Below are 20,025 nucleotides of genomic sequence, written 5' to 3'. Positions count from 1 at the left end.
CGGCGATTGCCGGCTTTTTTATGTCTGTAATTTTTGCGCTATCGAGATATAGGCATAAGCGGGATGGGAAAGTGAGTCAGGGTATCCTGAGCCTGAGTGAAACCGCGTCGAGCTATACCATGTCGCTACAACTACAACTACAGCTCCGTCATACCGCTCTATCATATAGCTCTATCTATTATAGCGACATCTTCACTGAGTGTGACCGTGGCAATGTTACACGCGGTTTATCCGCCATACACGACAACTTCTCGCGTTGCTGCCCTCAGTGTCAATTTTGCTGTAAACAAAAAGAGCTGCCCGAAGGCAGCTCTTATGTACTAGCGAACGCTAGTGTGAAGAATTATTTCGAGTCTTGCGCGCTGTCCAGCTGCGCATTATCAACCACGTGATTTTCACCCAGGTCCGCAGGCAGAATCAGGTTTAGTATAATGGCGACAATACCACACAGGCTGACACCTTGCAGGCTGAACTCGCCGATCCCAAAGGCCATACCGCCAATCCCGAATACCAGAGTAACGGCAACAATCACCAGGTTGCGTGATTTATGCAGATCCACCTGGTTTTTGATCAGCGTGTTCAGGCCGACGGTTGCGATTGAACCGAACAGCAGAATCATGATGCCGCCCATTACCGGTACTGGGATGGTTTGCAGAATGGCGCCCAGCTTACCGACAAAAGCCAGTACCAGCGCAGTGACTGCGGCCCAGGTCATGATTACCGGGTTGTAGGCTTTGGTCAGCATAACGGCACCGGTAACTTCAGAGTAAGTGGTGTTTGGCGGCGCACCGAACAGCGAAGCAGCCATGGTTGCCACCCCGTCACCGGTCATGGTGCGGTGCAAACCCGGCTTCTTCAGGTAGTCTTTACCGGTCACGTTAGAAATAGCCAGCATATCCCCGACGTGCTCAACGGCCGGCGCAATTGCTACCGGAATCATGAACAGCATGGCATTGATATTAAACTCAGGGTATGTGAAGTTTGGCATGGCCAGCCAGGAGGCCTGTTGTACCGCAGTAAAGTCAACCACACCGTAGACCAGTGCCGTCACGTAACCGGCGACGATACCCGCCATAATCGGCACAAGCTTCAGGAAGCCACGGGCGAACACGCTGAAGAAAATGGTCACCAGCAGCGAGACAGAAGAAATCCACAGCGCAGCATTGCCGTCGATCAGTTGAACCGCACCGTCACCGGTTTTACCCAGCGCCATGTTCACCGCCGCAGGTGCCAGACCCAGCCCGATGACCATAATGACTGGCCCGACCACCACTGGTGGCAGCAGCTTGTGAATAATACCGACACCGCGCACTTTGATTATGCCACCCATACAGATGTACACCACACCGGCCATCATCAGGCCACCCATGGTTGCCGGGATACCCCAGGTTTGAACACCGTACATGATAGGAGCAATAAACGCGAAAGAGGAAGCGAGGAAAATAGGGACAGAGCGTTTAGTAATGACTTGGAACAGGAGGGTACCTAGACCGGCACCGAAGAGCGCAACGTTGGGGTCCAGACCGGTAAGTAGCGGAACCAGAACCAATGCCCCGAATGCAACAAAGAGCATCTGAGCACCTTGTAATATCTGCATCATTTGTATATTTCCCATCCTAGCTGTAAAAAAATCGCGGAATGTTAGCACAGAAGAAATCGTTTGCCTAATTCTCCACTGAGAAAGTAGTGAATAAAGGCAAAATGTCGCTGGGTGGGTGTTTGGGGAAAGAATAACTGACGCAGCCTTGACGTATTTGTCGCCATTTTGGCTAAATATGAATAAAAGCGATGGCATAAAAATGCCGTCATGTCCGGATTTTTCCTACAATTGGTTGCCGAATTTAATGGGATCAATTTATCATCGTGCAACAATCAATCTAAATGATAAATGAGTTTATTATGCTGCGTCTTACCTTCCTTCTTATGGCCTTGCTGGCCGGGACTGTGCAGGCTGCAACAGTCACAGACCTTTACCAGGCCAGGATTGTGTTGCCCGATACTGACAGCCAGTCAGAGCAAAATGCCCGCCGCGATGCCCTTGCACAGGTGCTGGTGAAGGTCTCGGGACAGAGCCGAGTGGTGAACAATGACGTCGTGACCAAGGCGCTGGCTAACAGTAACCCGTTTGTCAGCCAGTATGGTTACGGCAACCTGAAAGGGAAGCGTACCCTGGATCTGACTTTCGATCGGAACCGTGTGCGCCAGTTGCTGACTCAGGCTCAGGCAACCTTCTGGGGTGAACAGCGCCCAAATGTGCTGGTCTGGCTGGTTGAAGACGCGGAAAGCAACCGTAACATTGCCTGGGATCAGTCGGGGAACCCGCTGCTGGCCGGGATGAAGAGTGAGGCAGACCGAAGAGGTGTGCCGACCATGATGCCAATCGGGGACTTTGAGGACGTTACGGCGATCAGCGTCCCGGATTTGTGGGGCGGTTTTGTCGGGCCAATCGTACAAGCCAGCCAGCGCTACCAGCCGGAAGCGGTGCTGGTGGTTCGCGCCCGCCGTAAAGGGCCGGATGACTACGTCATGAACTGGCAGCTGTATGCAGAAGGCCCGGAAAAAATGGCGGCGACCAAGGTGACGCCATCTGAAGGACAGGCATCCGGTACGTCGGAGGCAACGCTTCGTCGGATGATGGATCATGTGGCCGATCAGCTGGGAGTGAAATATGCCGTGCCGCTGGGGGGGGATGAGAGTGGCCAACTGGCCGTGGTGGTCAGTAATATTCGCAGTGCCAAAGATTTCTTTACCCTTGAGCGCATGATGACCAACCTGAGCTCCGTGGCCGGAATCAATGCTTATCGCATTCAGGGGGAGCAGGTGGAGTTTTCCGTAAAACTATTGAGTACGGAAGCAGCCTTCCAGCGTGAACTGAGCCAGAACAGCCGCCTGTCAGAAGTCACAGCGCCTGTGATGCCAGCAGAGCCAGAGGTTCAGCCAACAGAAGCCGTACTGGACGGGCAGACAGACTCATCTGAGACGCTATCTGCCCCCGCGAAACCGGTGAAGCAAGTCAGCATGTATGAATGGCGTGCGCCACAGGCCTGATTGCGCCAGTGGTTCATTGACCCTAAAAGTAATAAAAAAACGGTGGCTGATGCCACCGTTTTTATTTTTCATCTTTCGCTAAGTCGCTAAGTCGCTAAGTCGCTAAGTCGCTAAGTCGCTAAGCTACTAAGCCGACGGCCCCTCATGACGGGCTTTTTCTTCTTTCTCGACTTCCGACAACTTTTTCAGTTTGATGCCGAGTTCGCGGCCGCGATGGCGGGCAAACATGGCATTGGCGACGAAAGCACAACTGGTGATCAGCAGTTCAACCAGAGCGAGCCAGCGTTCCCCTTCATCTACCCACAGCATGGTCAGTGCGTGGAGAAAGTAGAACATCAGAATAAAATTGGCCCAGGCATGGGTATAGGGTTTCCCTGCCAGAATGCCTTTGAGCGGCAGCAGTAGCGGAACAATCCAGACACCGGCCATGATCAGGCTATTCAGGTGCGGGTGCGGCGAAAGCAGGCTTTGCCACAGCCCAACCCAGACCATCAGTGACAGGTAAGCGGTTAAGGCGCCCAGGCGCAGGCGGCGAGTGTGTTGACTCATGGGGGTCATGGTACGCATCCTTCAGTATGACCGTGTTGTCCCTAACGGGACGGCTTACATTAGTTTCAGGGCCGCTTCGGCCAGGCGTTTGCCACAGGCCTGAGCCAACTCGCATTCTTCCCGGCTCAGCTGACGGCTTTCCCCGGTGTTGAAGTGGGATGGTCCGTAAGGAGTTCCGCCTGACTGGGTGGTATGCAGCGCCGGCTCTGAATACGGGATCCCGACGATCAGCATGCCGTGATGCAGCAGGGGCAGCATCATCGACTGAAGTGTCGTTTCCTGCCCACCGTGCATTGATGATGACGAGGTAAACACACAGGCAGGCTTGCCGATCAGTGTCCCACCAAGCCATTCCCGGCTGGTCGTGTCCCAGAAATGCTTCAGGGGGGCGGCCATGTTACCAAACCGCACCGGACTGCCCATCGCAAGGCCGATACACTGTTGCAGATCGGCCTGACTGACCAGCGGATCACTATCGGAATCCTGCGCACTGTTACCCTGACTGTCGATGTCAGCCACGGTGCGAAGCATGGCTTCACAGCCGTCAACCTGTTCTATCCCACGGGCAATCTGGCGTGCCAGTTGGCGGGTATTGCCGTGACGGCTGTAGTAAAGAACCAGAAGGCTTTTCATACTGGCGCTTACAGGATGTCGAGCACTTGCTCTGGCGGACGGCCCATTGCCGCTTTGTCACCATTGACCACGATTGGACGTTCAATCAGTTTCGGGTTGGCGGCCATGGCTTCAAACAGTTGCTGCTCGGTCACGTTGTCGCCGTCCAGGTTCAGCTCTTTGTACAGGCTTTCCTTGGTACGCATCATCTCACGTGCTGATCCATAGCCCAGTTGGCTAAGCAGCGTCTGAAGCTGCTCAATCGACGGCGTTTCATCCAGATATTTCACGATAGTCGGAGCGATACCTTTTTCTTCCAGCAGGGCCAGAGTTTCACGGCTCTTAGAGCAACGTGGGTTGTGATAGATAGTGACTGACATAGTTATTCTTCCTTTTTGAGGCTTATCCGCTCCCGCGTTCAGGCCGGGAGCCGAGCAGATTTTGAGGCGTATTGTATACCGAATCAGGGGGAAGCGGCAGGGGAGCAGGGCTTGAGGCCAGCGCAATGCCAGGCGGATCACATCTCCTGCCGGGTGGCAGGAGATGAGGGGAATCACTCAGAGTTCCGCGGCACGCTGGCGAGCCAGACGGAGCTGGTCTATCCGGGCGTCATAGCGGGCCTGATCCAATGAGTCCACATCAACAATTTGACTGGCCTGAATATAAAGCTGAATTGCCTCTTCCCAGGAGCCGCGCAGGGCCAGCACTTCCGCTCGGGCAGCCAGTTCGGCATCACGACGTCCCAGCGTAGCTTGTGCCTGAGACAACATATGCCAGCCGTTGGAGTCGTCCGGGTTGTCATAGGTGTAGCGGGTCAGAATCGGCACACTGTCGTTCATTCTGCCGGCTTCCTGAAGGGCATGAGCCAGGTTAAGGCGTAATACCTTGTTATCTGGGTTAGCTTTCAGGGCTGTTTCCAGGCGTCTGATGGCTTTGTCGTACTGCTTTTGCTTCAGATCCAGATCGGTAGCCGAATCGATGAAAAACCGGTTTCCCGGATCACTGGCCAATAACGGATCCAGCAAAGCGTGGGCCTGAGGGTAATTATCGTTGTCGATGTACACTAGCGCCTTGCCGTAATTGAGAGCAGTACGTACCACCGCATCGGCACTTTTCATTTCACGGTCAAACCAGCCAAGGGCAGCTTTGCTGTCCAGCCCGGCGTAACGAGCGACAATACGGGCGCGCGCCAGATGGTAGCGCTCAGATTCGCTCATCTGACGGCTGGGATACTGATTGGCTCGGCTGCGGCTGTCGGTGATCCGCGATTCCGGCAGGGGGTGGGTCAGCAGCATGGGTGGCGGTTTGCTGGCATAGCGGTATTGATCTGCCAAGCGACCAAAGAAACGCGGCATAGCCTGCGCCTCAAAACCGGATTTGGCCAGCGTCGCGATACCAATGCGGTCAGCTTCCTGTTCATTGCTACGGGTATAGTTGATTTGCCCCTGCGCCGAGGCGGCTGTTGTGGCATGAATGGCAGCCATTCCGGCTTCCGGTGAGGCGATGGCCAGCATCATGGAGCCAATCAGAGCTGCCAGGGTCGCCGGTGATTTCTTGGCCTGATCTTCCATGCTGCGCGCCAGATGGCGCTGAGTCACGTGGGCTATTTCGTGCGCCATAACAGACGCCAGCTCACTTTCGCTACGGGCATACAAGAACAAACCGGAATGGATGGCGACATGACCGCCAAAGAATGCGAAAGCATTAATGGCGCGGTTTTGGATCATAAAAAAGCTGAACGGGGTACGGACGTCACTGGCATTGGCGACCAGGCGATGGCCAAGATCCTGAATATACTCAGAGAGCAGCGGATCGGTAATCACCGGCATTTTGGCTCGGATCATACGCATGTAGGCGTCGCCGTACTGGAGCTCTTTTTCAATGCTCAGGGTGGAGGCGGCTGCCGTCCCGATTTCGGGAAGGTCATTAAATTCGTTGGCCGGGCTTGGCAGGCTGGTGCCCAGCAACGTACCGATCAGGAGACAGGCTGGCGCCTTGGCGAATCGAAACATAGTAATAATTCGTACTGCCTTCTTTAACGTAGAGTTGCACTCGCGGTGATCGCGAGGTTCATAAAACCTGAATAAGGACTGTATTACAAGGTAATATGACCGTTAAACCTGTCACAGGTTTCTTTTTTGTCGCCTACTTGTCATTTACAATAACCCGATGGAAGATAATTGTCAGTATACCGGAATGGAAAGAGCCTTGCTGAATCTGACGGCAGAAAGGTGCCCGATGGCATTATTATTGGCCAAACGTGCTGTACAAAACCTGCACAGCGGCGAGTCAATGGAAATTCATGTGACTGACACGGGGGCAAGGCAAGATATACCCCGCTACCTATCTAATCATGGTTTTACTATCGAGGTCCGGGTGGATAATCACCAGGTACTGGAAATCATTGTGACCAAAGGGTTGTAATCAAATTTATGCTGGATATGTTGAATCGCTGGTATCAGCGACGATTTTCTGACCCCCATGCCGTTAGTCTGGTAGCTATTCTTCTGGGCGGGTTTCTTACCATTTATTTCTTTGGCAATCTGATTGCACCGCTGTTGGTCGCTATTGTTCTGGCATACCTGCTGGAGTGGCCGGTCATGAAATTGGTGCGTCTGGGGTTGCCTCGCACACTGGCCGTGATGGCTGTGCTGTTGGTGTTTGCCGGTTTGATGGTGATGGCCGTATTCGGCCTGGTACCGACCATCTGGCATCAGGTCAGTAACCTGATTGCTGACGTGCCAAACATGTTCAACGGCTTACAGAGCTTTGTCTCCAGTCTGCCGGAACGTTACCCGGATTTTGTCCAGCCGCATCAGGTCTCAACCTTCATGGTCACCCTGCGTGAAAAAGTGCTGGGGATGGGGGAAAGCGTGGTGAAAGGCTCGCTGGCCTCTTTGATCAGCCTGGCCACACTGGCCGTCTACCTGATTCTAGTTCCATTGCTGGTGTTTTTCCTGCTGAAAGACAAAGAGGAAATGATCAGCACCTTCAAGCGGGTATTGCCACAGAACCGTCGCCTGGCGAGTAAAGTCGGCGAAGAGATGAACGAGCAAATCTCCAATTATATCCGCGGTAAGGTCACCGAAATTTTTATCGTCGGTATTGTCAGCTATGTCACCTTTGCGGTGATGGATCTGCGTTATGCCGTCCTGCTCGGGGTGCTGGTGGGCTTCTCGGTACTGATCCCGTACATTGGCGCGGCAGTCGTGACGCTGCCGGTGGCGATGGTGGGTTTATTCCAGTGGGGGATTGGCCCTGATTTCTGGTGGCTGCTGGTGGCATACGGCATTATTCAGGCGCTTGACGGTAACGTACTGGTGCCGATTCTGTTCTCTGAAGCGGTGAACCTTCACCCGGTGGCGATTATTGTTGCGGTACTGGTGTTTGGCGGCTTGTGGGGATTCTGGGGCGTCTTCTTTGCCATCCCTCTGGCGACACTGGTCAAGGCGGTATGGAATGCGCTGCCGCCGACTCAGGAGCCTGTACCTGCCGAATCGGTGGAAGAGTAAGCATCAAAACCGACGTTCAATCAAAAAGGCCGCTAAACGCGGCCTTTTTGTTTTTTTAGAGGTGTTGGCTTAGGCCAGTGACACGGGCGAAAGGTACTTTGCTCCGGCAAGCTCGGAGAACCGCTTTACTTAACGGTTTTCGTTGAGGAATTTCAGCACCACCTCGTGGTGGTCTTTGGTTTTGAACTTGTTGAAGACATGCTCAATCACACCGTCTTTATTGATCAGGAAGCTGATGCGGTGCAGGCCGTCATACACTTTGCCCATGAATTTCTTTTCACCCCAGACACCAAACTGCTCAGCCACGGCATGGTCTTCGTCAGACAGCAGCGTGAAGTTCAGGTTGTCGCGCTCAATAAATTTAGGCAGGCGTTTAACCGGATCGATACTCACCCCCAATACTTCCACATTCAGCGCATCCAGCTCGGCTTTACTGTCACGCAGGCCGCACGCCTGAACAGTACAGCCCGGCGTCATGGCTTTCGGGTAGAAGTAAACCAGCACTTTTTTGCCTTTAAAGTCAGCAAGGCTGACTGGCTCATCGTTCTGGTTTTGAAGGGTGAAGGCTGGCGCTGGCGTACCGGCGGTCAAAGTCTTCATAGTGTTTTCCTTATTGATTATGGCCGATGAATGTCACGCTGCCGGTAACAACCAGGTCGTGGCAGAGTGCTTCAAATTCTTCTTGCAGAGTCATTAGGTTACAGCCATCGGGCAAATTGGTGCCGATCTGGAGCTGGAACCGGTTAGGCACCCCAGGCTCTGTACTGTCGTGGGTATGTGCGCTGAGCGAAGCGATATCAATCTGCCGGGAGGCAAAGAACCGGGTAAATTGCTCAATCAGTCCCGGACTGTCGTCAGCTTCGATATGAAAATCAGCTGTATAGGGGAAATAACGGTATTCATGTTTGCTGGTACGTTTCATCACCGTCAGCAGGTCATGTTCATGCGCTTTCAGCGGCAGCGTGGACTCAACCCGGGAGATGGCATTGGCATTGCCGGACAACAGCATCAGTAGGCTGAATTCGCGCCCGAAAATAGCCAGGCGACTGTCAACAATGTTACAGCCACACTGGGTGATGAGTCGTGTTATTTCATCTGAAATACCGGGGCGGTCCGTCCCAATTGCGGTCACAACGAGATAATGTTCCATATTTATTACATCACTTTATGAATACCTCTAGCATGGTAGCACACACACTGACTCAGCCAAGTGGCAGCTGCTGCAAAATCAGTCTTTCGACAGGCAGTTAGCCTTCCTGCATTTACATAACTCTGTCTTGAGTTTACTGTTACTGAAAAGTAGTATGGATTTTCCGGGCTGCCTTATTATTCGGTTCATCGGCATAAATTCCAGGCCGGGAGCCGTCTTTATCTTCATCGACCAATTGTGACTTGCTTTCTTTTCTGCTGGCGGCACCCAGCGGAGCTCTTCGGATCTGCGCTCTGCTCTGATGAAAGAATTTGTTGCAATTTCTTGTTCAGGTATAACCTGAAAAATGTTCAGTTATACGCATTATCAATGCGTGACATCCCACTGAGTGCTTTTCAGGAATTACACGACAATGTTGATGATTACCAGACTCTGGGCCCCGAAGATAAGGATACCGGGTCAACAATAATTATGGGGAGATGGACATGTTTTCAGGAAGCATGGTAGCACTTATTACACCATTGGATGACAATGGTGAAGTCGATTACGCCAGTCTGGCGTCTCTGGTTGAATATCATATTGCTGCCGGTACCGATGCCATTGTGGCTGTCGGCACAACGGGCGAGTCTGCGACACTGACGGTGGACGAGCATGTGAAAGTGGTACTCAAAACCGTTGAATACGTGAACGGGCGTGTGCCTGTGATCGCCGGTACGGGCGCGAATGCCACCCACGAAGCCATCACCTTTAGCAAACTGTTTAGTGGCACTGGGGTGGCGGGTTGTCTGACGGTCACGCCATATTACAACAAGCCAACGCAGGAAGGGCTGTACCAGCACTTTAAAGCCATTGCGGAAGCGACCGAACTGCCGCAGATTCTGTATAACGTACCGGGACGTACCGGTGTGGACATGCTGCCGGAGACCGTGGCGCGCCTGGCGAAGATTGATAATATTGTCGGCATCAAAGATGCGACCGGCGATCTGAGCCGAGTGAAGAAAACTCGGGAACTTTGTGGTGACTCTTTCATCCAACTGAGTGGTGATGATGCCACCGGGTTGGATTTTGTGCTTGAAGGTGGCCATGGCGTGATTTCGGTTACAGCGAACGTTGCCGCTGCCGATATGGCACAGATGTTTAAGCTGGCATTGTCCGGTCAGGCTGATGCCGCGCATGAAATCAATCAGCGTTTAATGCCTTTACATAAGCATTTGTTTGTTGAATCCAACCCAATCCCGGTAAAATGGGCAGCTCATAAGCTTGGTTTGATTCAGCATGGTACGCTTCGTCTGCCGCTGACCGAGCTGAGTGAATCTGCCCAACCAGTAGTTACGGAAGCCCTCAAGGATGCGAACGTACTGCTGTAAATAGCGAGAGCGTAGGAGCGCAGAAGCGGAATGAATTACAAATACAAGCTGGTGGCGGCTGCAATTGCAGTGGTAACACTGGCGGGCTGTTCTGACGGGGCGGATCGCCGCCGTCAGGCCAATCAGGATTTCAATTACCTCGAAACCGCCCCGTTGGGGACATGGACGCAACCGGCAGGGGCGATTCCTGCTCAGGTTAGTGATTACAATATCCCAGCGCGGAGTTTCCAGGGCGGGCTGGGGCCTTCGGTCGATATTCGTCCGCCGCAGCAAGTGCTGGCGCTGATCCCGGGTGCCCGGGCGGTGAAAGGCGAAGATGGCGTGAGCCTGTTGCTGGCCAAAGAAGAAGAGTTGAACAAGGTCTGGGCGTTAACCCAGAAGTTGATTGTTGAACGAAATATCACTTTGCGCAGCAATACCGCGAACGCGATGGAAACCGACTGGGTGACCTGGAACAATGACGATGAAGATCGTCAGATTGGCAGCCGTTACCGTATTGAGCGTTCTGCAGAGCTGGGTCGTTATACCTACCAGATTTCTCTGATTGACTGGCGGGAAGACGGGGTTGAAATGCCGGTGTCGGTTGACAACAAAGAGCGCTACAGCACCATCATGACCAACGTGGTGACCGCGCGTTATGATCAGCTAGAGCGTGATAAAGCCCGTGAACGTGCCCAGCAGCTGGTGAAACAGATCCCTATTTCTATGGGACAGGATCGCAGTGGCTTGCCGGTGATCATCGCCCGTGCTCCTTACAATGTGTTCTGGGAACGTCTGCCGTTGGTGCTGAATGAGATTGGCTTTACGGTTGAAAGCCGTAACCGCTCGCAGGGTCTGGTTGAGGTGAAATACCGTTCTCCGGATGATGAGTTCTGGACTGAGCTGGGTACCAAACCAATCATGCTGGACAGCCGTTCTTACAATGTTCAGCTGGGCGATCTGGGTAACCGGACGTCAATCAACATTACCAATGATAAAGGTAAGCCGGTGAATGAAGAGGCGTTGAACAGTCTGGCGCCGGTGCTGGCAGCTGCGATTGAGCGCGCGCAATAATCGGCGTACCTGTACCTGAGTAGTGCAATTCGCAATCCTGCGTAGTGCAATCGTAATAACGCTGAATCAGCGACGAGTGCGATATGCATCCCTAAACGAAATGCTGCGGTTTTCCGCGGCGTTTTTTTTTGCTGATGGCTTTGTCTGGTGAAATTTTGTTTGTGAATGATTGTTTGTGAATTTTTGCCTGGTGATTTCCGGCACCCGAAGAGTGCCGGTGTCAGACTCAAATCGGATGAGCTGTGTCACGAGGCAGCAACGTTGTGGCAAAGTGCAAAGTGCTTAGTGCTTAGGGCAGAGCAAGCTAGGCAGTTGATGAAAATCAGGCATAAAAAAAAACGGTGAGCCAGGCTCACCGTTTTTATGAAAAAGAAGCAGCGTTTTTATTTCACTTCTTCGCCACGCGCCTGTAGGTCGGCGTGGTATGAAGAGCGAACAAACGGACCACAGGCTGCATGGGTGAATCCCAGTTCCAGCGCGATTTCTTTTAGCTCATCGAACTCTTCAGGCGGCACGTAGCGCTCTACCGGCAGGTGGTGACGGCTTGGTGCAAGGTACTGGCCCAGCGTCAGCATGGTCACACCGTGCGCACGCAGATCCTTCAGCACTTCAATGATTTCTTCTTTGGTTTCGCCAAGACCCATCATCAGACCGGACTTAGTTGGTACCTCAGGGTGCATCTCTTTGAATTTCTTCAGCAGATCCAGTGACCACTGGTAATTCGCACCCGGACGCGCTTTACGGTACAGACGAGGTGCAGTTTCCAGGTTGTGGTTGAATACATCCGGCGGGTTATCACGCAGGATGTCCAGCGCACGATCCATACGGCCACGGAAATCAGGGACCAGAGTCTCAATGCGGATTTCCGGGCTTTTCACGCGAATTTCACGGATACAATCGGCAAAGTGCTGAGCACCACCATCACGCAGGTCATCACGGTCAACTGAAGTGACAACCACATAGCGCAGCTTCATGTCAGCAATCGTTTGTGCCAGGTGGACCGGCTCTTCTGCGTTAGGCGGAAGCGGACGACCATGAGCAACGTCACAGAACGGACAACGACGGGTACAGATTGCCCCCAGGATCATAAAGGTGGCAGTGCCGTGGTTAAAACATTCTGCCAGGTTTGGACAAGATGCTTCCTCACACACAGAGTGCAGGTTGTTCTTGCGCATTGCCGACTTAATGTCCTGGATACGCTGACTGTCAGCCGGAAGTTTGATTTTCATCCATTCCGGTTTACGCAGCACTTGCTTTGGTGCTTCTTCAGCCACAGTACGAACTGGGATCAGCGCCATTTTGTCGGCATCACGGTATTTGACACCTTGTTCAATTTTGATTGGTTTACTCATGAATTGCTTTCCATTTTCCACTCAACGCTCTGATAATCGAGCAGGTTGATCAGCTCTTCTACCAGTACAGGCTGAACTTCCGCTAGTTCAGAAGGCCCATTCAATGACACAGTTTGAGTCATTTCCATTCCTGCATAACCGCATGGGTTAATACGCAGAAACGGAGCCAGATCCATATTGATATTGAGTGCCAGACCGTGAAAAGAGCAGCCGCGTCTGATCCGCAGGCCAAGTGAGCATATCTTCTGGTGGTTGACATACACACCCGGTGCATCGGGACGGGCGTTAGATTCAATCCCGTAACGGGACAGGGTGTTGATGACAGTGTTTTCGATGTGGGTGACCAGCTCACGCACGCCCAGTTTGCGACGACGTAAATCGATCAGGATATAGGCGACCAGCTGGCCCGGACCATGATAGGTAACCTGACCACCGCGATCACTTTGCACAACCGGAATGTCACCGGTGTTGAGCAGGTGTTCGGTTTTGCCCGCCTGACCCTGTGTGAACACGGGATTGTGTTCAACCAGCCAGACTTCGTCGGTCGTGTCCGGAGTGCGTTCGTCAGTAAACTGATGCATCTCCTTCCAGATCGGTTCGTAGTCCTGGCGGCCAAGGTTCCGAATAATTATCTTATTGTCCAATGTCACACCCATATATTGTCGTTTGGTAACGCCTGATACACGGACACCCCGGTAGGGGGTACGAGATTGAGGGTATTATAAAACTTGGCGACTGACTTTACAGCCGCCAATTTTGTAGGGGTATGCGGAACGCTTACAGAACGACGCGTACAATCTCAATTTCACTCAGTTCTTTGTACAGAGTTTCTACCTGTTCAATCGAGGTCGCTGTAATAGATACCGAAACGGCGCTGTAGGTGCCTTTACCACTTGGCTTCACGACAGGGCTGTAGTCACCTGGGGCGTGGCGCTGGATCACTTCAACAACCAGATCAGGCAGCTCAGGTTTGCTATAACCCATAACCTTGTACGTGAACTTACAAGGGAACTCCAAGAGATCTTTCAGTTTTGGCTGTTCTTGCTGCTGCATGCGGTACTCCGAGGTATTGCATTTATTGCGATTTAAGCCGTGCATATTAAAGGCTCAGACTCATTTTAACAAGTTCTGTGGGAATGCGAAAAGAGTCACAAAAAAGGGGCTGCAGATTCTGCAGCCCCTTTCTGTTGTATATCTGACTGTTACCCTAACCAGCTTTTAAACAGCAGCATGATGTAATCAATCAGACGGCTGAACATTCCGCCTTCGTTAACATCATTCAGTGCCAGCAGCGGGTACTCAGCAATGTCTTCTTCGCCAATACGGTAGTACAACTTACCCACGACGTCACCTTTTTGGATCGGCGCTCGCAGCTCTTTTTCCAACACAAAGCTGGCTGCCAGATCTTTGGTCTGGCCGCGTGGCAGAGTCACAAAGGTATCTTCGCTGACGCCCAGTGAGACTTCATCGGTGTCGCCCATCCAGACTTTTTCGGTCACGAAGGTTTCGTTGGCTTTGTGTGGTGATACTGTTTCATAGAAACGGAAACCGTAGTTCAGCAGCTTCTTGCTTTCCGCTTTACGGGCGTTAGGGCTCTGAGTCCCCATCATTACCGCGATCAGGCGCATCTTGCCTTCCGTCGCTGTACTGACCAGGCTGTAACCGGCATTGTTGGTGTGACCGGTTTTCAGGCCGTCAACATTCAGGCTCTTATCCCACAGCAGGCTGTTACGGTTGTACTGAGTAATGCCGTTGTAAGTGAACGACTTCTCTTTATACAGCGCAAACTCTTCTGGGACATCGCGGATCAGGCCCTGAGCCAGCAGTGCCATGTCATACGGGGTGGTGTACAGGTTCGGGTTATCCAGACCGTGTACGTTGGCAAAGTGGGTGGAGTTCATGCCCAGGGTTTTTGCCCAGGCGTTCATCAGATCGACGAATGAATCTTCTGAACCGGCTACGTGTTCAGCCATGGCCACACACGCATCGTTGCCGGACTGGATAACAATCCCGCGGTTCAGGTCAGAAACTTTAACCTCACTGCCCACCTCAATGAACATTTTTGAGGAACCCGGGAAGTTTTTGGCCCAGGCGTTTTTGCTGATCACGACAGTATCATCCATCGAGATGTTGCCGCGTTTGATTTCCTGGCCGATGACGTAGCTGGTCATCATTTTGGTCAGGCTGGCAGGCGGGATTTGTTCGTATTCGTTGTGACCAGCCAGAATTTTACCGGAATGGTAGTCTACAAGGACGTAACCCTTGGCAGCAATCTGTGGAGCTTCAGGGACAACCGCTGGTGCAGCAACCGCAGTTGCTGAAGCCAGCAGGGTGGCCGAGATTGCTACAGAGCGGAAAAGTGCAGCAGATTTCTTCATGATGGTTGTAACTTAATTTGTCGATTGCAAAAAATTGTACACACTATAGCAGATTGACAATAGCAGACCAGTGTTGGCGGTTGATATGACCGGTCATCCTGGTGACGATTGACGAATTTTGACAATACTGTGCGGAAATTTACCCGAGAGAAAGCACAAAAGTGCGGTCTCGGGCATCAAAAAGTCTGTTACTCAGAGTACAAATTACGATTTAGGTTCCAATTCCCTTTTCGAGGAAATGATGAAAGCCTGTGGGTAGCGGCTGGCTCGTGCCTTATCCCGCTGCGTCATGGCTTCTTCGCGATCCAGGTATGGCCCCAGGCGCAGGCGGTAAATATTACCGGTGTCGGCCTTTTGGGTATCGACCTGAGTGTTGAACTCTTTGGCCAAAGTCGTGGCAACTTGTTTGGCCTTGTCGCTGTCTGTGACGGCAGCCAACTGCACGAAGTACTGGTTCGGATTGGCGCTCTGCCATTCGTCAGGATTGGCCGGTTTGTCAATGTTGATCAGCTCAATCTTTACCGGGGCAGTACCGTACTTGATCACATCCAGCCGGGCTGCAGCAGCCATACTCAGGTCAATAATGCGCCCGTCATGAAACGGACCGCGGTCATTAACCCGGACAACCACGGAGCGGCCGTTGTTCTGGTTGGTGACTTTCACATAGCTCGGTAACGGCAGAGTTTTGTGGGCTGCTGTCATCGAGTACATGTCATAAATCTCACCGTTCGACGTGCGATGGCCGTGGAATTTTTTGCCATACCAGGAGGCATAGCCTTCTTCGGTGAACGGCTGCTGACCGCGAATGATTTTGTAGTCATTGCCGCGCAGCGTGTAGTCCTTGTTGCCAGCCAGGCTCTGCGGTTCGTAGCGCGGCTGGGCATCTTCAATGTGATCCAGCGTTGGCGATGATTCCGGCGCCTTATCATCGGCGATATCATAGCGCTCGTTGTTGGACGTGGAGCTACAGCCAGCAAGGATAAGAAGTAACAATAATGGAGATATGCGCATTTAGGTCGCCTTGGACAACATTTTTCTATGGGTGTGGATAGACATCAGAATACCGAAACCGGCCATCAGGGTTACCATGGAGGTTCCGCCGTAGCTGACCAGCGGGAGAGGAACCCCCACCACCGGCAGCAGGCCGCTCACCATACCGATATTCACGAAAATATAAACAAAAAAGCTGAGCACGATACTGCCGGCCATCATCCGGCCAAAAGCGGTCTGGGCTCGGCTGGCCAGCATCAACCCGCGGCCGATGATGAATAGGTAAATTGTTAGCAGGCAGCAGACCCCAATCAGTCCCCATTCTTCGGCGATGACCGCAAAAATAAAGTCAGTATGGCGTTCAGGCAGAAATTCCAGCTGGGACTGGGTGCCCTGCATCCAGCCTTTGCCGTTGAGCCCGCCGGAGCCAATGGCAATTTTTGACTGGATGATGTGATAGCCCGCGCCTAGCGGGTCTGACTCTGGATTGAACAGGGTCAGCACCCGGGTACGCTGGTAATCCCGCATCAGGAACAGCCAGAGGACCGGTATGAACGCAGCCAGCATCAGCGCGGCAGCAATAATAATGCGCCAGCTGATCCCGGACAGAAACAGGACAAAGATCCCGGAGGCGGCAATCAGGATAGAGGTGCCCAGATCCGGCTGCTTGGCGATCAGAATTGTCGGGACAAAAATCAGCACCAGAGCAATCGTGATGTTCTTCAGGCTGGGCGGTAGCGGGCGGTTACCCACAAAGCGCGCGACCATCAGCGGCACGGCCAGCTTGATCAGCTCAGAGGGTTGAAACCGGACGATACCCAGGTTCAGCCAGCGCTGCGCCCCTTTTGAGACTTCCCCGAACAGCAACACCCCGAGCAGCAGTAACAGCCCGACCCCGAATAGATAAGGAGCCCAGGTTTCGTAATGCCGCGGCGCAATCTGAGCCAGAATAAACATGACACCCAGTGAGAGCAGCATGCGAACCGCCTGACGTTCCATCATTTCCAGATTCTGGCCGCTGGCGCTGTACATCACAATCAGGCCAAAGCCCATCAGAGTGAAAATGCCCAGTAACAGCGGAAAATCCAGATGTAAGCGGTCACTCAGCGTACGTTGATTCCCTGTCGCTGACATCATACTCATGGTGATACCTCTGCGAGTTTTTTATCGACGATCACCTGCAGCGGATCCGGTTCGGTGGGTTCCAGCAGCATGTGGTCAAAGATTTTACGGGCAACCGGGCCCCCGTTCGAGGAGCCGCCGCCGGCATTTTCCAGCACCATCGAAACAACGACTTCCGGATGGTCAAACGGTGCAAAGGCCGTGAACAGAGCATGGTCGCGTAAATGTTCTTCCAGCTCCTCGGCGTTGTACTTCTGGTCTTCCGCCAGGCCAAAGACCTGAGCCGAGCCGGATTTTCCTCCGGCCTTGTATTCCGCCCCGTAGAAAGCCCTGCGAGCAGTCCCTCGGTTACCAAACAGTACGCGGAACATGCCGTCTTTGGCGACTTCCCAGGTGCTGTCGCTGACGTTATCGATCGGCGGGAAGTCATCAAAGTTGGCCGGCTTGCCGCCTTCATCATCAATGACATCCTTGAGCAGGTGAGGTGCCTGTACCCGGCCGCGGTTGACCAGTACGGTCGTCGCCTTGGCGATTTGCAGCGGCGTCGCTGTCCAGTAGCCCTGACCGATCCCGACCGGAATGGTGTCACCCTGATACCATGGTTGGCGGAAACGCGCCTGTTTCCATTCGCGGGTCGGCATGTTGGCCTTGCTCTCTTCGTAGATATCAATGCCAGTGTATTCGCCGTAGCCAAAGCGGCTCATCCAGTCCGACAGGCGGTCGATGCCCATGTCGTACGCCACCTGATAGAAGAAGGTATCAACTGATTCTTCAATGGCTTTGTGGATATTCACCCGGCCATGGCCCCAGCGCAGCCAGTCGCGAAACGGTCGGCTGTTGGTGTTAGGGATACGCCAGTAGCCCGGGTCATTTCGCGTGGTGTTGGTGGTGATCACGCCTTCCGTCAGTGCGGCGACAGCGATCATCGGTTTCACCGTGGAAGCCGGCGGATAAATGCCCAGCGTGACGCGGTTTACCAGCGGACGGTCTTTGTCATTGAGCAGATCGCGGTACTGTTTGCCGGAAATGCCGTGGACAAATAGGTTCGGGTCGTAACTCGGGCTGGATACCATAGCCAGGACTGACGAGTCACGCGGGTCGAGCACCACAACCGAGCCGCGCTTCGGTTTGACGATCTCTTCGCCGGTTTCCGGGTCAGTCGTGCGCACGGTCAGCAGCTCCTGCACATACAGCTGGAGGCTGATATCTATATTCAGCTTGATGTCTTTGCCTGGAATCGGCGGGACATATTTCAGAGTGCGGATGATCCTGCCGCGGCTGTTGACCTCGACTTCCTGATAGCCGGAGGTGCCGTGCAGCAGATCTTCGTAATATTTTTCAACGCCCAGCTTACCGATGTCGCGGGTCGCTTTGTAGTTATTCAGCTTGCTTTCGCGATCCAGCTTGTCGAGATCCCGATCGTTGATTTTTGCGACATAACCCAGCACATGGGTCAGGGCCTCGCCGTACGGATAGAAGCGCTTGAGGTAAGCTTTCACTTCCACGCCGGGGAAGCGGTGCTGGTTAACCGAAAATAACGCGACTTGCTCTTCGGTCAATTGGTTCATGATAGGCACGGACTTAAACCGGCGGGTACGGCGTCGTTCACGCTCAAACCGCTCGATTTGTTCGTCGGTGACGGCCATCATTTCTTTCAGGCGTGCAAAAGTGTCCTGCAGATCAGGCACTTTTTCTGAGGTGATTTCCAGGGAGTAGACCGGCCGGTTCTCTGCCAGCAGCACACCGTTACGGTCGTAGATCAGCCCCCGGTTCGGGGCGACGGGAACCACTTTAATCCGGTTATCGTTCGATCGTGTCTGGTAGTCTTCATGCTCGCGGATCTGTATGTGGTACAGATTCACCAGCAGAACACTGACCAGCACGATGATACCGATAAATGAGACAAGAGCCCGGCGAAAAAACAGTGCCGACTCAGCCCGGTGATCGCGGATCTGTGTACGCTTTTGCCTCATTCTCACTTATTCCCTGTGATATGGATGGTTAGCGGTGATGCTCCAGGCCCGGTAAAGGCTTTCTGCCATTACGATACGGACCAGTGGGTGCGGCAGTGTCAGCGGCGACAACGACCAACTCTGGTCGGCAGCTGCCTTACAGGCTGGTGCCAGACCTTCAGGTCCGCCAATCAGAATAGACACATCACGGCCATCCAGCTTCCAGCTTTCCAGCTGTTCTGCCAGTTGTTCGGTGTCCCAGCGTTTGCCCGGAATATCCAGGGTGACAATCCGGTTGCCTTTCGGAACAGCGGCTAACATCGCTTCGCCTTCTTTTTGCAGAATACGGGCGATATCGGCATTTTTCCCCCGCTTGCCAGCAGAAATCTCGACCAGTTCAAGCGGCATATCTTTAGGGAAGCGACGGCTATACTCTTTGTAGCCTTCCTCAACCCATTTCGGCATTTTGGTGCCAACAGCAATCAGTTGAAGCTTCATTCTTGGTTAGCCCCAAAGCTTCTCCAGTTGGTACAGATTACGAGCATCTTCCTGCATGATATGCAGGATCACGCTGCCCATGTCCACGATGACCCATTCGCCGTCTTCTTCACCACTGATGCCTAATGGCGGGTAGTTGATCTGCTTGGATTCTTTGCTGACATGATCGGCAATAGAAGCTACGTGGCGGTTCGAGGTACCGGTGCACAGCACCATGAAGTCGGTAATGCTTGATTTACCGCGAACATCCAGAGTCACGATATCTTGGGCTTTGATATCATCAACTTTATCAACAATAAAATCGTGTAGTTCTTGAACCTGCAAAAGGATCTCCCTCTTTCACTGTATCTGTGTTTACTGTAGACCCGGAATCGGCCGGGTCACAATGTAGCGGCGCAGTATATCACGCACAAGAGCCGGCAACATATTCTGGCTGTAACTT

21 protein-coding genes are annotated in these 20,025 nt (G+C 53.0%); 5 read left to right on the top strand and 16 right to left on the bottom strand.

Annotated features, from left to right (window positions below; genetic code table 11):
• Nucleotides 1-343 precede the first annotated feature (343 nt).
• Complete coding sequence (locus PGW97_RS12855) at nt 344-1,600, bottom strand: uracil-xanthine permease family protein (RefSeq protein ID WP_047886801.1); 1,257 nt, start codon at nt 1,598-1,600, stop codon at nt 344-346.
• Nucleotides 1,601-1,899: 299 nt separating this feature from the next.
• Between PGW97_RS12855 and PGW97_RS12850 the strand changes: the two genes are divergently transcribed.
• Nucleotides 1,900-3,048: a DUF2066 domain-containing protein gene (locus tag PGW97_RS12850; RefSeq protein WP_273857456.1), complete on the top strand. Its 1,149-nt coding sequence runs from the start codon at nt 1,900-1,902 to the stop codon at nt 3,046-3,048.
• 126 nt (nt 3,049-3,174) lie between these two features.
• On the opposite strand, the gene PGW97_RS12845 is transcribed toward PGW97_RS12850, so the two are convergent.
• The 4 genes from PGW97_RS12845 to PGW97_RS12830 form a co-directional block, all read right to left on the bottom strand.
• Nucleotides 3,175-3,606: a DUF2069 domain-containing protein gene (locus tag PGW97_RS12845; RefSeq protein WP_047886800.1), complete on the bottom strand. Its 432-nt coding sequence runs from the start codon at nt 3,604-3,606 to the stop codon at nt 3,175-3,177.
• A gap of 45 nt (nt 3,607-3,651) precedes the next feature.
• The gene (gene wrbA, locus PGW97_RS12840; RefSeq protein ID WP_047886799.1) at nt 3,652-4,230 is read right to left on the bottom strand and encodes an NAD(P)H:quinone oxidoreductase; all 579 of its coding nucleotides are present in this window, start codon (nt 4,228-4,230) and stop codon (nt 3,652-3,654) included.
• Nucleotides 4,231-4,238: 8 nt separating this feature from the next.
• Entirely contained in the window at nt 4,239-4,589 is a 351-nt protein-coding gene (arsC, locus tag PGW97_RS12835; RefSeq protein WP_217391841.1) for an arsenate reductase (glutaredoxin), read from the bottom strand.
• A 177-nt stretch (nt 4,590-4,766) separates the two neighbouring features.
• Complete coding sequence (locus PGW97_RS12830; protein ID WP_273857455.1) at nt 4,767-6,221, bottom strand: tetratricopeptide repeat protein; 1,455 nt, start codon at nt 6,219-6,221, stop codon at nt 4,767-4,769.
• 226 nt (nt 6,222-6,447) lie between these two features.
• Here PGW97_RS12830 and PGW97_RS12825 point away from each other — a divergent pair, with 226 nt between their 5' ends.
• Nucleotides 6,448-6,633 (top strand): sulfurtransferase TusA family protein, encoded by a 186-nt coding sequence (locus PGW97_RS12825; protein ID WP_443147104.1) that lies wholly within the window; start codon nt 6,448-6,450, stop codon nt 6,631-6,633.
• Between the two features lie 8 nt (nt 6,634-6,641).
• Nucleotides 6,642-7,721 (top strand): AI-2E family transporter, encoded by a 1,080-nt coding sequence (locus tag PGW97_RS12820; protein WP_217391843.1) that lies wholly within the window; start codon nt 6,642-6,644, stop codon nt 7,719-7,721.
• 129 nt (nt 7,722-7,850) lie between these two features.
• On the opposite strand, the gene bcp is transcribed toward PGW97_RS12820, so the two are convergent.
• Nucleotides 7,851-8,321: a thioredoxin-dependent thiol peroxidase gene (gene bcp, locus PGW97_RS12815; RefSeq protein ID WP_273857454.1), complete on the bottom strand. Its 471-nt coding sequence runs from the start codon at nt 8,319-8,321 to the stop codon at nt 7,851-7,853.
• A gap of 10 nt (nt 8,322-8,331) precedes the next feature.
• Nucleotides 8,332-8,871 (bottom strand): ACT domain-containing protein, encoded by a 540-nt coding sequence (locus PGW97_RS12810; RefSeq protein WP_047886765.1) that lies wholly within the window; start codon nt 8,869-8,871, stop codon nt 8,332-8,334.
• Nucleotides 8,872-9,356: 485 nt separating this feature from the next.
• Here PGW97_RS12810 and dapA point away from each other — a divergent pair, with 485 nt between their 5' ends.
• Both dapA and bamC read left to right on the top strand, forming a co-directional pair.
• Nucleotides 9,357-10,238, top strand: a complete 882-nt coding sequence (dapA, locus tag PGW97_RS12805) for a 4-hydroxy-tetrahydrodipicolinate synthase (protein WP_047886820.1) — start codon at nt 9,357-9,359, stop codon at nt 10,236-10,238.
• A gap of 30 nt (nt 10,239-10,268) precedes the next feature.
• Entirely contained in the window at nt 10,269-11,291 is a 1,023-nt protein-coding gene (bamC, locus tag PGW97_RS12800) for an outer membrane protein assembly factor BamC (protein ID WP_273857453.1), read from the top strand.
• A 383-nt stretch (nt 11,292-11,674) separates the two neighbouring features.
• Here bamC and lipA read toward each other — a convergent pair whose 3' ends face one another.
• The 9 genes from lipA to rsfS form a co-directional block, all read right to left on the bottom strand.
• Nucleotides 11,675-12,643, bottom strand: coding sequence for a lipoyl synthase (lipA, locus tag PGW97_RS12795; protein WP_047886763.1), 969 nt, complete (start codon nt 12,641-12,643; stop codon nt 11,675-11,677).
• Complete coding sequence (gene lipB, locus PGW97_RS12790) at nt 12,640-13,287, bottom strand: lipoyl(octanoyl) transferase LipB (RefSeq protein WP_207103491.1); 648 nt, start codon at nt 13,285-13,287, stop codon at nt 12,640-12,642. The genes lipA and lipB overlap by 4 nt, the downstream gene beginning before the upstream one ends.
• A gap of 133 nt (nt 13,288-13,420) precedes the next feature.
• Nucleotides 13,421-13,696: a DUF493 family protein YbeD gene (gene ybeD, locus PGW97_RS12785; protein WP_047886761.1), complete on the bottom strand. Its 276-nt coding sequence runs from the start codon at nt 13,694-13,696 to the stop codon at nt 13,421-13,423.
• 149 nt (nt 13,697-13,845) lie between these two features.
• On the bottom strand, nt 13,846-15,021 hold the full coding sequence (locus PGW97_RS12780) for a serine hydrolase (RefSeq protein WP_047886760.1): 1,176 nt from the start codon (nt 15,019-15,021) through the stop codon (nt 13,846-13,848).
• 204 nt (nt 15,022-15,225) lie between these two features.
• Nucleotides 15,226-16,032 (bottom strand): septal ring lytic transglycosylase RlpA family protein, encoded by an 807-nt coding sequence (locus PGW97_RS12775; RefSeq protein WP_047886759.1) that lies wholly within the window; start codon nt 16,030-16,032, stop codon nt 15,226-15,228.
• Complete coding sequence (mrdB, locus tag PGW97_RS12770; protein ID WP_047886758.1) at nt 16,033-17,154, bottom strand: peptidoglycan glycosyltransferase MrdB; 1,122 nt, start codon at nt 17,152-17,154, stop codon at nt 16,033-16,035.
• Nucleotides 17,151-19,106: a penicillin-binding protein 2 gene (gene mrdA, locus PGW97_RS12765; protein ID WP_273857452.1), complete on the bottom strand. Its 1,956-nt coding sequence runs from the start codon at nt 19,104-19,106 to the stop codon at nt 17,151-17,153. The genes mrdB and mrdA overlap by 4 nt, the downstream gene beginning before the upstream one ends.
• Nucleotides 19,107-19,112: 6 nt before the next feature.
• Nucleotides 19,113-19,583, bottom strand: a complete 471-nt coding sequence (gene rlmH, locus PGW97_RS12760; RefSeq protein WP_047886756.1) for a 23S rRNA (pseudouridine(1915)-N(3))-methyltransferase RlmH — start codon at nt 19,581-19,583, stop codon at nt 19,113-19,115.
• A 6-nt stretch (nt 19,584-19,589) separates the two neighbouring features.
• On the bottom strand, nt 19,590-19,907 hold the full coding sequence (rsfS, locus tag PGW97_RS12755) for a ribosome silencing factor (RefSeq protein ID WP_047886755.1): 318 nt from the start codon (nt 19,905-19,907) through the stop codon (nt 19,590-19,592).
• Nucleotides 19,908-20,025: the final 118 nt, after the last annotated feature.

The sequence above is a fragment of the Photobacterium sp. GSS17 genome (assembly GCF_028621875.1).
GTDB classification, from domain to species: domain Bacteria; phylum Pseudomonadota; class Gammaproteobacteria; order Enterobacterales; family Vibrionaceae; genus Photobacterium; species Photobacterium ganghwense.
The sequence above is the reverse complement of the archived record's forward strand: the minus strand, read 5'-3'. Positions and strand labels throughout refer to the sequence as shown.